Origin of the sequence: Mycetohabitans rhizoxinica HKI 454, assembly GCF_000198775.1 — a bacterium.
Lineage (GTDB): Bacteria > Pseudomonadota > Gammaproteobacteria > Burkholderiales > Burkholderiaceae > Mycetohabitans > Mycetohabitans rhizoxinica.
This window is the reverse complement of the sequence record NC_014722.1, coordinates 2,614,232-2,627,578: the sequence shown is the minus strand read 5'-3', so window position 1 is coordinate 2,627,578 and position 13,347 is coordinate 2,614,232. Positions and strand designations below refer to the sequence as shown.

Below are 13,347 nucleotides of genomic sequence, written 5' to 3'. Positions count from 1 at the left end.
AGCCTGCCTGGTAGGGCAGGCTGACATCGTCGGGGGGCGTGCCGCCGTTGGACTGGCGTCGGAGCCGGTGGCGCGCGCAGGTCTGCCACAGGTCGGCCTAGATTGACTCAGAGCAGCACAATTCAGCGCAGATTAGCCCAAGTTAGCTCGAGCTGGCTTAGGTTCGCCCACAGGTGCCGAAAGGGATCCCGTGCCAAGAATGTGTTTGACGACAAACTGGAGCCGATCCTGTGGCCGTTTCCTTGTTCAAATTCGATGCAGCGCGGCTTCGAGGCATTCCTCGCGATGCGGCCCTGGGACATGCTGGCGGCAAGGGAGTTTGTCAGCGGGCATGATCAATCGGATCACGTAGCCTATTGGGCAATCGGGCATCACCCTAAGCTTAGGCATACGATCGAAGTGCGCCATGGGAGCTTTGTCGATCTGCCGTTCATTTACCTGCTGCGCCGCTATGCCGCTGTGGTCGTGCCGGATTGCACTGGACATTGGCCCTGCATCGAGGATATCGCGGCCAATCTCATTTATCTGCACCTGCACAGCACCGGAAGCAAGTACGCCGGCGCGTACAAGCGGCCCAGCGCTGCAGCACTGAGCCGCGCCGCATAGCGTGCTAGGCGCAAGTCGCCTACCTGACGTATGCTTATAGCATCGGTGCGCCGCCCGTTACCGCGATCGTCGCGCCTGAAACATAGCTCGATTCGTCGGACGCGAGCATCACATACGCGGGGGCCACTTCGGCCGGCTGTCCGGGCCGTTTCATCGGCACCTGCGTGCCGAATTGCTTGACCTTCTCCGCAGGCATTGTCGCGGGGATCAAAGGGGTCCAGATCGGCCCCGGCGCCACACAGTTCGCCCGAATGCCTTTTTGCGCAAGCAATTGTGCCAATCCCGCCGTGAAATTTTGGATCGCCCCCTTGGTGGCGGCATACGCCAGCAACGTCGGGTTCGGACGATCGGCATTGATTGATGTGGTGTTGATGATGGAGCCACCCGCCTTCATATGATGCAGCGCGGACCGGGTGATCCTGAACATCGCGCCAATATTCGTATCGAACGTGTTGTCCCACTCATCGTCTGAAATCTCGTCCAGCGACTCGTGCGTCATTTGGAACGCGGCGTTATTGACCACAACATCGATTTTGCCGAATGCGTCAACGGCTTGCTGGACAATGCGCGCGCAGTGCTCGCGCTGTGCCACATCGCCGCGCACGAGCACGGCGCGTCGTCCCGCCTGCTCGACCCAGCGCGCTGTCTCGCGCGCATCGTCGTCCTCGTCAAGATAGGCGATTAACACGTCAGCGCCTTCTCTAGCAAAGGCGATGGCTACTGCGCGTCCGATTCCGCTGTCGCCCCCGGTAATGATCGCCGCTTTGCCGGCAAGACGGCCCGAACCTTGGTATGAACGCTCGCCATGGTCGGGTTGCGGTTGCATGTCGCCAGTGTGGCCGGGCACTGTGGCTTGCTGTTGGTGTGGCAATGGTGGTTCTGGACGTTGGTTTTCAGTCATGACACGCTCCTATGGGTTGATTGTCGCGCGACACCGGCGCGCGCGCATGTTGGTGAAGCAACCAACAGGCCCGCCGCGCGCACGCTCCGCCCAGCGCACGGTGGGGCCGTACGACGTAACGCGGCGGCCTACTACGTAATGAGGGCGGCGTGCCGCGTCGACGAGGTGCGCGGCACGATCCGTTTGCCGTCAGCGCGGTAGCTGCAGGCCGGATTGTTAGCAACAGGCGGCAGTTTGCCGCGTCGATTAGTGCAAGCGCACAACTCATTCGTATACCTTAAAAGTTTGGGTGCGAACCCTCGTGCATTCTGGCTGACGGGAGTGCGTGTGAAATGACAATGCTGCCGCGGCATGGGACAGCGGCGCGCAAAAGGCAACGCGGCCGATAGCGTAATATATTGCCCAATACAACGAAGATGGGGAGCGCAATGTTGCATGAACGTTTCGCAGCAAACGTCCGTGCGCTGTGCCTATCGCTGTCATGGCGCGTGCATGCGGCGCTCGTGCTGGCGGTGATGGCCGCGGCGGCGGCGCCCGGTGTCGCGCGGGCCGGCGACGCCGGCACGGTCCGGGTGTTGTACGCTGGGTCACTGGTGCATGTGATGGAGCGCTCCATCGGGCCGGCGTTCGAGAGGGCATCGGGGCTGGCGTTCTCCGGCTATGGCGCCGGCTCAAACAAGTTGGCCAACGAGTTGAAGGGTAAGCTGCGGCGTGGTGACGTGTTCATCAGCGCCACGCCGAAGGTCAATGCGAGCCTGGACGGTGCTGCGAACGGCAACTTGGTTAGCTGGTATGTGAATTTTGGTGAGTCGCCGCTGCTGCTCGGTTACAACGCAAACAGCCGCTTTGCGGCATCGCTGAAGACTGAACGCTGGGACAAGGCGTTGCTGCAGCCGGGCATCCGGATTGGGCGCACGGATCCGAAACTCGATCCGAAGGGGGCCTTTACGCTCGAGGCGGTGACCCGCGCCGCGTCGCTGTATCGGCAGCCTGACCTGGTGCAGCGCATGCTCGGTACACCGGACAATCCGAAACAGGTGTTGCCGGAAGAAACGCTGATGGGCCGCCTGCAGTCGGGGCAGCTCGACGTGGGCTTTTTTTATTCAACCGAGACAGCGCAGTTGCACGTCCCGACGGTGAAATTACCGACCGAGCTCGCGGTTAAGGCCAGCTATACGATCACGATCTTGAACGACGCGCCTAACAAGGAAGGCGCAATGCGCTTCGTGACGTTTCTGCTCGGACCGAAGGCGCGCGCATTGCTGCGTGACGCCGGCATCGACGTGATCGTGCCGCGTGTCGGCGGCGAGCGCACACAGGTCCCCGCACGCGTGCAAGCCATACTCGACGCGGAGCGATGACGCTGCAACGTGGCGGTGGCGGCGCTGCGGTGCGGCGGCGTGCCACGCCCCTGGGGTGGCTTGGAGCCTTGCTGGCGCTTTATCTGTGCGCGCCATTCATCGCCGTGCTGCCGCAGCTCACGCACGCCAACTGGCGCGCGATCGAGCCCGGGGCGCTTGCCGAGGCAACCGCCGTGTCGGTGGGCAGCGCGACGCTGGCTACGCTGCTGATCGCGTTCACCGGGATCCCGCTCGGTTATCTGTTGTCGCGTTCACGCTCCAGATGGGCGAGCGTGCTCGGCTTTGTCATGCAATTGCCCCTGGCGTTACCACCGCTGTCCAGTGGCGTGCTCCTGCTGTTCCTGCTCGGTCCGTACAGCCCGCTTGGCACGTTGGCTGGCGGCGGGTTGACTGATTCGTTCGTGGGCGTTGTGCTCGCGCAAACTTTCGTGGCCGCGCCGTTCCTGATCGTAGCTGCCCGTTCGGCATTCGATTCCGTCGATCCGGTCCTGGACGACGTCGCGGCTACGCTGGGGCATGATGCTCGCACGCGCTTGCTACGCGTCTGGCTGCCGATCGCCTGGCCCTCCATCCGCGCCGGTATGGTGCTCGCGTGGCTGCGCGCATTCGGTGAGTTCGGCGCCACGGTGATGGTGGCCTACCATCCGTACTCGCTGCCGGTGTATACGTATGTGGTGTTTGGCTCGGTGGGGCTGCCCGCGATGCTGCCGCTGCTCGCGCCGACGTTGGGCATTGCGCTGGCATTGTCGCTGGCGGCCACCGTCCGTCTGCGGCCATCGCGCCCGGTTGCCATTGTCACCCCGGGTGACGAGCTTGACCCATTGCGCCCGCTCGCCCGTGAAGTCGTGCCAGCGCCACGTCATTGCTTAGGCAGCACGCTTGCGTTTCACTTCACGTGCACGCTAGGCGATTTTGGGCTTGATGTCCAATGGCGCACGCGCAGCCGGCGGTTGGCGATCATCGGCGCGTCCGGGTCCGGCAAGTCCCTCACGCTGCGCATGATCGCCGGTTTGCAGCAAGGCGCAACGCAATCAGTCATCGTTGATGGTGAAGTGCTGACGGCCAGCGCGCCACAGTCGCGGCACATGGCCTACGTGCCGCAGGACTATGGTCTTTTTCCCCATATGAGCGTTGCGCGACAGCTCACGTTCGCCGCCGACGCCGACCCGGATGCCGCGCGCTACTGGAGCCTGCATTTGGGGATCGCGCCACTGGCGCAGCGCCTGCCATTACAGCTTTCGCTTGGCCAGCGGCAGCGCGTGGCGCTGGCGCGCGCATTGGCGCGCAACGCACGCGTGATCTTGCTGGACGAGCCGTTCTCCGCGCTGGACACCCCACGCCGGCGTACGTTGCGCGAGACGTTGCGCACGTTGCAGCGTGAGATTGATGCGATCACGGTGCTTGTTACGCATGATCCGGATGATGCGGCGTTGCTGGCCGACGAGATTCTCGTGCTGGACCGCGGACGCGTGTTGCAGCAAGGGCCGACGCGCGCGCTATTCGAGCGGCCGGCCAGCGTGAAGGTGGCGCAGTTGTTAGGTATCGACAACGTTGGCGAGGGCACGCTGGTGGCCGGTGGCAAGGTGGATATCGGCGGCGTGCTGCTCGACGTGCGCGACGGCGGCCTGCCGGTCGGTACGCGGCTGATGTGGCGTGTCGATGCGCGCGGCGTCTCGATGACCGAGCAGGGCCGGCACACCGCAGTGGTGGAGCGGGTGTATGAATCGCACGGCGAGACGCGCGTGGCGGTGCGACTGGGCACCGCGCTGCTCCATTGCCGTGCGCCATCGGACGCCGACGCGCATACAGCGTTCGGGTTGCACGATCGCGAAGGCCGCTGTTGCCGTGTCGATATCGCGGCAGGCACGACTACGGTGTGGCCCGTGACGCCGTAGCGGCTCGTACGCCCAGCACCTCGTTCATCAGCTCGCTCATCCGCTGCCAATGCGAGCCTTCCCAGTAGATCCTGCCGCATACGTCGCAGGTCGCAAACCGGTCGCATCGCTCGCGCACGCTGGGCGGAACCCGCGCGAGCACGTCAGCTTTATCGATTCGGCGCAATGGCGCATTGCAGTGCAGGCATAGGCGCCAGGGCCGCGCCCGTGCGTGCAGCGACAGCCGCGCGGCGACTTCACGCAGCTGTTCGAGTGGGTCGAGCGCGCGCACATAGCATCCATGCTCGATGCCGCGCCGCTTGAGCAGTTCGCGGTCGCGCGTGAGTACAATGCGTTGTTCCTGCGCGGCGATGCGCTCGACGTCGCGATCGTCGATGCGGTTGTCGTACAGCGTGTCAAAGCCTGCCATGCGCAGTAGGCGCGCGAGTCGGCCTAGGTGGGCGTCGGCGAGGAACCACAATGGCTCGGGCAGCGCGCCGCGCAGTGGCACCGAGGCGCGCTCGCTGGGCGGATACACGACCACGCTGTCCCCGTCGGCGAGCGGTCGCTCAAAGCCGGCCGCCTCGCCATTGATGACAATCCGTCCCACTTCGGTATGCGGCACGCCCAGTGCCTCGATCGTATGCTTGACCGACGCATGGCGCGCGTACGATGCGGCGAATGTCCGCTGACGCAGCCTCGCCGGCAGAAATGTGTTCAGTTCAGCGTGGAAACGGAAGGTCGCCATGGTCATCGCGGTCGCTCCGGGCGGTGGCTCGCGACGCGACGCGCTACAGCGCGCGCCGGATCTCGGTCGCGCCGAATAGGCCCAGCGCCAGCCCCACAATCCAGTCGATGAGCCGGCGCAGCTGCGCGCCCAGCCCATGGCGTGCGACGCTGGCGACGGTCACGAGCACACACCACCATAGCATTGAGCCGTTGAACACGCCGGCCACGGTGGCCAGTGCAACATCGGCGGCCGAGCCGCCAGGCGGCGTCAGCGCGGCGAACAACGCAGCGAACATCACAGCGAACATCACAGCGAACATCACGAATGCGCAGCAGACCCATCGGGCTAACCGGTGCAGCGATGGCCAAGCCGATACCGGCTGCCTTGGCAAAAATCGCGAGATTGAGCATGGTGTTCTCCGGCAAACATGGGCATCGACCAGTCGTGGGCGACGCGTCGTGGCTGCAACGGGCGGCGATCATGGCGTGCCGTGGCTTGACTGTAACATCCGACATGCCGTGGCACTGTCTTAGAATAACGGATCGATACGGATTTCAACCCACAGACGTGCCGAGCAATGCGTGGTATCCCGACCTGCATGCCATTGGCCAATGCGTCCGATGACGCGTTGCCCGACACCGCCCGGCGTGTCGCGTCGATGACGACGCGCCGGTGCTGGTGGTCGCAAGCGGCATCAACCGGGTCGACGAGCGCAAGGTGGCCGCGCGTGTGGGCCACCCGCGCGCGGTATTCAATTCGTCGCCGCCGCAGCTCGTTAAGCTGACTGGTGCGCCGATGGCTGACGTCGCACTGCGCGACGCGCCATGATAGGTACGCCGTGCAGTGGTATGCCAAAAAAGAAAAAAGCCGTTCACGGGCGGCGAACGGCGGAATATTGTACGACGTGATCAGCGTCGCAAGGATGTTATCCGATGTATCCACCTCGTAAAATTGGTATTTTCCCTACAAATCATGTCGGCATGAATTCTGGATAACCGCGTTATTGGAGTGCCACGGGTACGCGAATTTCGTTTTTTAGGATATCAATTCGTGAATTGAATGGCGTGTAATGCAATGGTTTATTCGAGGGAAAATCAGTCGCTCTATTGCCAATTTCACGCTGGTTGCCGGTAATCGAAAAAGGCATCGATTTCCTCCAATAGCGCTTGCGGCGCTTCCTCCGGAATATAGTGGCCGCATGGCAGCGCTCGGCCGCTGACGTCGCGGGCGACGCGATGCCAGATCAGGTGCGTCTGGGGATGACCATGCAGCAACAGCAGCGGCGGCCCGTCACCACCCAGTGCGGCAAAATTTCGATGTCGCAGCGCCCCATCGCCGTATCGGCAACGTGCCCACTTACATGGCGAAAACCAGCGATCGATTCAGTCGCACGCGTCATGGTCCCCTCGGGGGCGATCAGTGAAGCAAGAACGAACGGACATTGCTTTAGAGCAAATTTCTGTTAATCGCCACGTATAATAAAACGGCCGTTCGATAAACCCGGCTTCAGGAGACATCCAGCATGGCCTTGCCCCTGTTACTGCAGCGTTTGTCGCTGCCGGTTGTATCGTCGCCGATGTTCATCGTGAGCTACCCGGAACTGGTGCTCGCGCAGTGCAAGGCGGGCATCGTCGGATCCTTTCCCGCGCTCAATGCGCGGCCGCCGGAATTGCTCGACGCATGGCTCACGCAAATCCAGCAGGCGCTGGTCCAGCACCGTGCCGAGCATCCGGACGCGGTGATCGGCCCGATCGCGGTCAATCAAATCGTGCATCAGTCCAACGCTCGTCTGGAGCGCGACGTGCGCGTGTGCGTCGATCATCGGGTGCCGATCTTCATTACCAGTCTGCGCGCGCCGATCAAGGAGATGATTGACGCGGTCCATTCATACGGCGGCATCGTGCTGCACGACGTGGTCAATCTGCGTCATGCGCAAAAAGCGCTGGAGGCGGGCGTCGACGGCTTGATCCTGGTTGCGGCCGGCGCCGGCGGGCACGCGGGTACGCTGTCGCCGTTCGCGCTGGTCGGTGAAGTGCGCAAGCTGTTCGATGGGCCGCTGGTCCTGTCCGGATCGATCGCCAATGGCGCGTCCATTCTCGCCGCCCAGGCAATGGGCGCGGATCTGGCGTACATCGGCACACGCTTCATTGCCACGCGCGAAGCGCATGCAGCGGATGCGTACAAGCAGGCCATCGTACAGGCCAGCGCGGCAGATATCATCTACACGAACTTGTTCACCGGCGTGCATGGCAACTACATGCGGCAGAGCATCGCGGCGGCCGGTCTAGACCCAGACAACTTGCCGGTGTCGGATAAGAGTCAGATGAACTTTGGCGATGGCAGCAGCAAGGCTAAAGCATGGAAGGACATTTGGGGCGCTGGCCAAGGGGTTGGCCTGATGAGCGATATTCCAAGCGTGGCCGAACTTGTCGCGCGGCTCAAGAACGAGTACCAAGCCGCCCGCGCGCGGCTGGCGTTGTAGCGCGGCTCGTCGTGTCCCCGCCGGCCTGCTGGTAGGCGGCGGCATCGCGTGCGGCCAGCCTCGTCACGTGTTCGCGGGTCGGCCAGTACGCGTCGCTAGCGAAGCGCTCGGCGATGAAGTCAACGAACGAGCGAACCTTTGCCGACAAGTGGCGTCGGCTGGGATAGACCGCGAAGATCGGCAACTCGCGCGGCCCCACGTGCTCGAGCAGCAGCGGCACCAGCGTGCCGTTTTCCAGGTCATCGTACACGCAATCGGTGCCGAGATAGGCGATGCCGGCGCCGGCTATGGCTGCGGCGCGCAGTGCCTCGATGTCGTTGGCCACGATATTGCCGCGGGTGGTCACGCCGCCGCCGTTTTCGGCGTTGCCCAGCGGCCACTCGCGCGTGTGTGCGCCATGGGCGGCCAAACGCAGGCAGTTGTGCGCGCGCAGATCCTCCGGCACCTGTGGCACGCCGTGCCGGCGCAGGTAGTCAGGCGACGCGCAGATGACGAAATACGCGCGGGCGATCTGGCGTGCGATCAACGATGAGGTCCGCAGCTTGGCCGAGTGCGAGCCGCGGATGGCTAGATCGTAGCCTTCCTCGACCAGGTCGACGACGCGCTCGCTCATCGTGATGTTCACCTGCACGCCGGGATGCAGGCGCGTGTACTCGGCAATGGCTGGCATCAGGTACCGATTGCCAAACGTCGATAGCGCGTTGATCCGCAGCGTGCCCTTGGGCACCACGCTCGCTTCACTGACGGCTTGCTCGGCCTCCTCCAGCTCGGTGAGCGCCTGCACGCATCGCTCGTAATAGTCGCGCCCGGCTTCGGTGAGGCTGATACGGCGCGTGGTGCGGTTCAGCAACCGTGCGCCCAAGTGCGCCTCAAGGTGCATCACGTGCTTGCTGGCCATCGCGGGTGACAGGTGCATGCGCTCAGCCGCTGCTGCAAAGCTGCTGGCTTCGACGACGTGGCGAAACACCTTCATGCTGACCAGCGTATCCATGATTTCGTGCACTTACGCCGTGGCCGGCGCTTTATTCGTTCGTGTCAGGAAATAATGTACGCTATTTTATATTTTACCGACGCGGCAATGGCGTCAGTGCACATAGGGCCAGGCGTTGTGAGGGGGCGGAACATACGGCAGCGCGCGCCGTGTCGGCGGCACATGGCGATGCTCCGCATTGTACCGGGTGATGTCTGCCCGAAGCGAGCCGGCGCGCACCGCGCTGCGCTCTATATTGGGCCGGGAAGTCACACGCATCTCGACCGAAATCGGCACGATTGGGCTCAGTGGGTGCAACTGCGGTGTCGGCGCACTGATCTGCACAGTCATTTCGCGCTGGGCGGCGCCGGGTGCGATGAACGGTTGTGCTGGCTTGCCGAACTCGATGTTGACATCTTGCACTAGCCCGAGCGCGATCACCGTCCCGATGGCGACGGCGGACACGCTCAGCAACGAAATCGTACGGTCGCCACGCAGCAGCATGAAAGTCGATGATTGCAACGGTTATCGAGCTAATCTATTCACGGAGCATGCGCGTGTCGAGCCGAAAAATGTTAGGTGAGCTGCCGTGTTGTAACCGCATGTAACGGCCAGAAGGAGCGTCGGTATTGATGAAAGGAATGCATGGAAATAAGTTAAAAATGAATTTGTCTATTAGATGATCGTGCGCTGACAATAGGCGTTTTCTCCACGTGGGTGTGCTCGTGGCCCGAAAGGGTCACAGGCGTCGCCCGTAACGATGACGCCGCATGGCGCCGAGATGACCATGGCCCGATCCAAACTGTTACCCGACAACTTCACGCTCGCACTGGTCACGACGGTGGCGATCGCGACTTTCTTGCCGTGTCGCGGCGGCGCAGCGCTGGCGTTCAACTGGCTCACGAATGGTGCCGTCGGGTTGCTGTTCTTCCTGCACGGCGCGAAGCTGTCACGCGAGGCGGTCGTCGCTGGCGCGACCCATTGGCGGCTGCATCTGGTCGTGATGCTGTGCACGTTCGCCATATTTCCGTTGCTTGGGCTTGCACTTAGACCGCTGATCGCACCGCTGTTGACGCCGGAACTGTATGTCGGCATGTTGTTCCTGTGTACGTTGCCTTCGACCGTTCAGTCCTCGATCGCCTTCACGTCGATCGCCAAGGGCAACGTGCCGGCCGCGGTGTGCAGCGCGTCGGCTTCCAGCCTGCTCGGTATCTTCGTCACGCCGTTGATTGTCGGGATGATTTTGTCCAAGCAAACCGCGGGCGGTGAGTCGTGGCACACCGTGTTCAATATCGTGCTGCAATTGCTGGTGCCGTTCGTCGCAGGCCAATTGCTGCGGCCATGGATCGGCCGCTGGATTGCCCGTCATGCCGTGGTGCTGAAGCTGGTCGATCAGGGATCGATCCTGCTCGTTGTCTATACCGCGTTCAGCGAGGCGGTCAATCAGGGGTTGTGGCACCAGATTCCGCTATCGGCGTTGCTCGCACTGTTGTTCTCGTGCATGCTGTTGCTCGCGCTCGCGTTGTTGATCACCGGCTTTGCCGCCCGACGGCTCGGCTTTGATGAGGGGGACCGGATTACCATTATTTTTTGCGGCTCGAAAAAAAGCCTCGCGGCCGGTATTCCAATGGCCAAGGTCATTTTCGCCGGTCACGCGCTGGGCGCGATCGTGTTGCCGTTGATGTTATTCCATCAGATCCAACTGATGACCTGCGCGGTGCTAGCGCAACGTTGGGGGGCGCGCGCCCGCCGGCACGAATCAACCGTTTGTGCGTCGTTGAAACCGCGCGAAGAGCGTTAGTCAAAGGGGCGCCGTCACCTCGCGTCGCCCCTTGTCCGCTTGGTCCGGCACATTGGCGGACATTTTCCTGCCACTGCGAACGGGTAATCTCCTTTAGTCATTCGCGCATATTAGTCCATTAACGCTTGCCGGAGAATCAAGCTGGACGGGTTTCCCGGCATATCGGCCTATTGCCGGGCAGCAGTGCGGTGGGCTAATCGCGCGTTTGCGTGACCGCCGTGCGGCCGGAATGGAATAATAGCTTTAAACGTTTTTGATTCGCGGTAACCGTCAATCACCGGCCGATTGAACTGGCTGCGCAAGACATCGATTCAAAAACTTAACTGACGTTGAAACAACGATGGGGGCTGGCTCGCAATTGGCCGACCTGTGAGGTGAGCGGGTTGATCCGGCGCGCAACGGCATGCGTCAGGCTGGCACAGCGTCGAGGGCAAAGGGTGTAGCGGCAAGTCGCCAATGCCGCGCCATTAATCGTTCGGCAAGGGCGCGACGCTCGAGCAGATGGCGCGGATCCTGACAAGCGGCATCCCGCGTTATCTGGCCGATCGCTTTGTGATCGTGGAAAACGGCTGCGACTTCGGATTGGCCACCGGTGAAGCCGTGCGCACCGTCACGAAAAGTGCGCATACCCGTTGCGGCGCGGCTAAGCGCTGGCGTCGTTTGACGTGCCCGACAGCAGCGGTGTGGCGTCCGGCGGCACGCCGAGCATTTGCAGCGACTCGCCGGTCACCGCGGCGAACACCGGTCCGGCGACCGAGCCGCCATAGAACGAACGGCCTGCCGGTTCGTCGATCATCACCGCGACGATGACACGCGGATCGCTCATCGGCGCCATGCCGACGAACAGTGCACGGTACTTGTCCTTCGCATAGCTGGTGCCGGCGAGCTTGCGCACGGTGCCCGTTTTGCCGCCGGCGCGGTAGCTATCAATCATCGCGGCGCGCGCGGTGCCGCCGGGGCCGACCGCCATCTCCAGCATTGCGCGGATCGATGCCGCCGTGTCCGGTGTCGTCACGGCGCGATGGCCGGCGACGGCCGTGTCCGATTCGTCCCTAATCACCAGTTTAGCCGGCTTCATCACGCCGTCGCCGGCAAACGCGGTGTAGGCCTGGGCAACCTGCATCAGCGACATCGACAGTCCATACCCGTACGCATGCGTGGCTTGGTCGATCGGGACCCAGTGCTTGTACGGACGCAGTTTGCCCGGAGCGGCGCCGGGAAACGTGATGGCAGGCGGATGGCCGAAGCCGTATTCCTGATACTTGGACCAGATCGCCTCGGCCGGCAGCGACAGCGCCAATTTCGCCATGGCGACGTTACTGGACTTCTGAACTGCCTGCGCGACGGTGATCATGCCGTGGTTCGACGTGTCGTGGATGACGTTGCGCCCGATCCGATAGGTGCCGGGGGACGTATCGATCAGTGTATCGGGGCGCACCTTGCCCGCGTCTAGGGCCAGCGCAACGATCATCGGCTTGATCGTCGAGCCCGGCTCGAACGTATCGGTCAAGGCGCGGTTGCGGACCTGGCCCGATACCCGGGCCGCCCGATCGTTTGGATCGAAGGTCGGCCAGTTTGCCATCGCCAGGATCTCGCCGCCGCGCGCATCGAGCACCACGACGCTGCCCGCCTTGGCTTGGTGTTGCTTGATTGCGGCTTCGAGCTGCGTATACGCCAGCTGCTGGATACGGCGGTCGATCGTTAGCCGGATCGTGTCGCCATGCCGGGCCGGCATGATGGGGCGCGCATCGTACAGGAACCGCCCAAGCCGGTCGCGGACCACCTCACGTTGGCCAGCATTGCCCTTGAGCGCGTCGTTCAACGCGAGCTCGACGCCTTCCAACCCGTTGTTCTCCAGGTCGGTGAAGCCCACGATCTGCGCGACCGATTCGCCTTCCGGATAGACGCGCTTCTCGCTGGCCACGCGCGTGATGCCCGCGCCGCCGAGCGTCTCGATGCGGGTTGCGGTTTCCTCGTCGATCTGGCGCTTGAGCAGCACGAAGCCACGATGCGGCGCGAGCCGGCGCTCGAGTTCGGCCACCGGCATGTCCAGCAGCTTGGCCAGTGGTGCCACCGTCTGCGGCTTGACCAGCCCGGGGGTGGCCCAGATCTCGTAGGTCGCCACGCTGACGGCGAGCAATGCACCATGCCGGTCGACGATGCGCCCGCGTGTCGCATCCAGCGGCAACGTGAGCTGATAGCGCTTCTGGCCTTGGGCAGTATAGAAATCCCGGTCGATGACCTGTACCCACAGCGCGCGTAAGGCCAACGCACCGAAGCCAAAGATCATCAACGCCAAGACCAACCTGGAGCGCCAGCGTGGCATGCGGACCGCGAGCAGGGGGCTTTTTAGCGGTGCATAAGGATCACGCGACAACCTTTTATTCCAAAGCGACATGGCGGGTACGGCGTTCCAAAGCGGCGGTTGACGTGTATTTTGCTTTCAATCTCCTTTCGCTGGCAAGCGTGCATCGTCCAGAATTTGCGTGTCGTCCGATATCTCTAAACGACGATCGGATACGTAAAAATTTGCCCGCGAACCCGCATACGGCTGACGGCTGCCCTCCATGAACGCGGCGATGGCCTATGATGTACTCATCGGCCACAACCTAGGGCCCTGTT

The 13,347-nt window shown here is 62.8% G+C and carries 11 protein-coding genes and 2 pseudogenes; 6 read left to right on the top strand and 7 right to left on the bottom strand.

The annotated features are described in order from the left end of the window. The first annotated feature begins 201 nt into the window (after positions 1 to 201). Positions 202 to 606: a DUF72 domain-containing protein gene (locus RBRH_RS11620; RefSeq protein WP_332414973.1), complete on the top strand. Its 405-nt coding sequence runs from the start codon at positions 202 to 204 to the stop codon at positions 604 to 606. Between the two features lie 34 nt (positions 607 to 640). On the opposite strand, the gene RBRH_RS11615 is transcribed toward RBRH_RS11620, so the two are convergent. Further along, positions 641 to 1,507 carry an SDR family oxidoreductase gene (locus tag RBRH_RS11615; RefSeq protein WP_013436496.1) on the bottom strand — a complete coding sequence of 289 codons (867 nt, stop codon included), beginning with the start codon at positions 1,505 to 1,507 and terminating at the stop codon, positions 641 to 643. Between the two features lie 515 nt (positions 1,508 to 2,022). Here RBRH_RS11615 and RBRH_RS11610 point away from each other — a divergent pair. Both RBRH_RS11610 and RBRH_RS11605 read left to right on the top strand, forming a co-directional pair. Then, positions 2,023 to 2,868, top strand: coding sequence for an extracellular solute-binding protein (locus RBRH_RS11610; RefSeq protein WP_041754564.1), 846 nt, complete (start codon positions 2,023 to 2,025; stop codon positions 2,866 to 2,868). After that, on the top strand, positions 2,865 to 4,763 hold the full coding sequence (locus tag RBRH_RS11605) for an ATP-binding cassette domain-containing protein (RefSeq protein ID WP_013436493.1): 1,899 nt from the start codon (positions 2,865 to 2,867) through the stop codon (positions 4,761 to 4,763). Before RBRH_RS11610 ends, RBRH_RS11605 begins: the two co-directional genes overlap by 4 nt. Here RBRH_RS11605 and RBRH_RS11600 read toward each other — a convergent pair. Both RBRH_RS11600 and RBRH_RS11595 read right to left on the bottom strand, forming a co-directional pair. Then, entirely contained in the window at positions 4,738 to 5,496 is a 759-nt protein-coding gene (locus tag RBRH_RS11600) for a Mut7-C RNAse domain-containing protein (protein WP_013436492.1), read from the bottom strand. The two genes, RBRH_RS11605 and RBRH_RS11600, sit on opposite strands and share 26 nt — an antisense overlap. A gap of 37 nt (positions 5,497 to 5,533) precedes the next feature. Continuing rightward, a complete protein-coding gene (locus RBRH_RS11595; protein ID WP_232509296.1) occupies positions 5,534 to 5,779 on the bottom strand; it encodes a hypothetical protein in 246 nt (81 codons plus the stop codon). Positions 5,780 to 6,123: 344 nt separating this feature from the next. Between RBRH_RS11595 and RBRH_RS19115 the strand changes: the two are divergent. Next, a pseudogene (locus RBRH_RS19115) lies at positions 6,124 to 6,300 on the top strand (YbaK/EbsC family protein); the annotation flags it as partial. 287 nt (positions 6,301 to 6,587) lie between these two features. Here the strand turns inward: RBRH_RS19115 and RBRH_RS19770 are convergent. Continuing rightward, positions 6,588 to 6,713, bottom strand: a pseudogene (locus RBRH_RS19770) (alpha/beta hydrolase); the annotation flags it as partial. A 281-nt stretch (positions 6,714 to 6,994) separates the two neighbouring features. Between RBRH_RS19770 and RBRH_RS11590 the strand changes: the two are divergent. Then, the gene (locus RBRH_RS11590; RefSeq protein ID WP_041753897.1) at positions 6,995 to 7,954 is read left to right on the top strand and encodes an NAD(P)H-dependent flavin oxidoreductase; all 960 of its coding nucleotides are present in this window, start codon (positions 6,995 to 6,997) and stop codon (positions 7,952 to 7,954) included. Here the strand turns inward: RBRH_RS11590 and RBRH_RS11585 are convergent. Together RBRH_RS11585 and RBRH_RS11580 are read right to left on the bottom strand one after the other, a co-directional pair. Next, positions 7,911 to 8,945, bottom strand: coding sequence for a LysR family transcriptional regulator (locus RBRH_RS11585; RefSeq protein WP_041753896.1), 1,035 nt, complete (start codon positions 8,943 to 8,945; stop codon positions 7,911 to 7,913). The genes RBRH_RS11590 and RBRH_RS11585 overlap by 44 nt on opposite strands. Before the next feature lie 93 nt (positions 8,946 to 9,038). Next, positions 9,039 to 9,446 carry a hypothetical protein gene (locus tag RBRH_RS11580; protein ID WP_157864442.1) on the bottom strand — a complete coding sequence of 136 codons (408 nt, stop codon included), beginning with the start codon at positions 9,444 to 9,446 and terminating at the stop codon, positions 9,039 to 9,041. A 265-nt stretch (positions 9,447 to 9,711) separates the two neighbouring features. On the opposite strand from RBRH_RS11580, the gene RBRH_RS11575 reads away from it, so the two are divergent. Continuing rightward, complete coding sequence (locus RBRH_RS11575; RefSeq protein WP_049786494.1) at positions 9,712 to 10,725, top strand: bile acid:sodium symporter family protein; 1,014 nt, start codon at positions 9,712 to 9,714, stop codon at positions 10,723 to 10,725. Between the two features lie 643 nt (positions 10,726 to 11,368). On the opposite strand, the gene RBRH_RS11565 is transcribed toward RBRH_RS11575, so the two are convergent. Continuing rightward, entirely contained in the window at positions 11,369 to 13,123 is a 1,755-nt protein-coding gene (locus RBRH_RS11565) for a peptidoglycan D,D-transpeptidase FtsI family protein (protein ID WP_013436480.1), read from the bottom strand. Positions 13,124 to 13,347 lie beyond the last annotated feature (224 nt).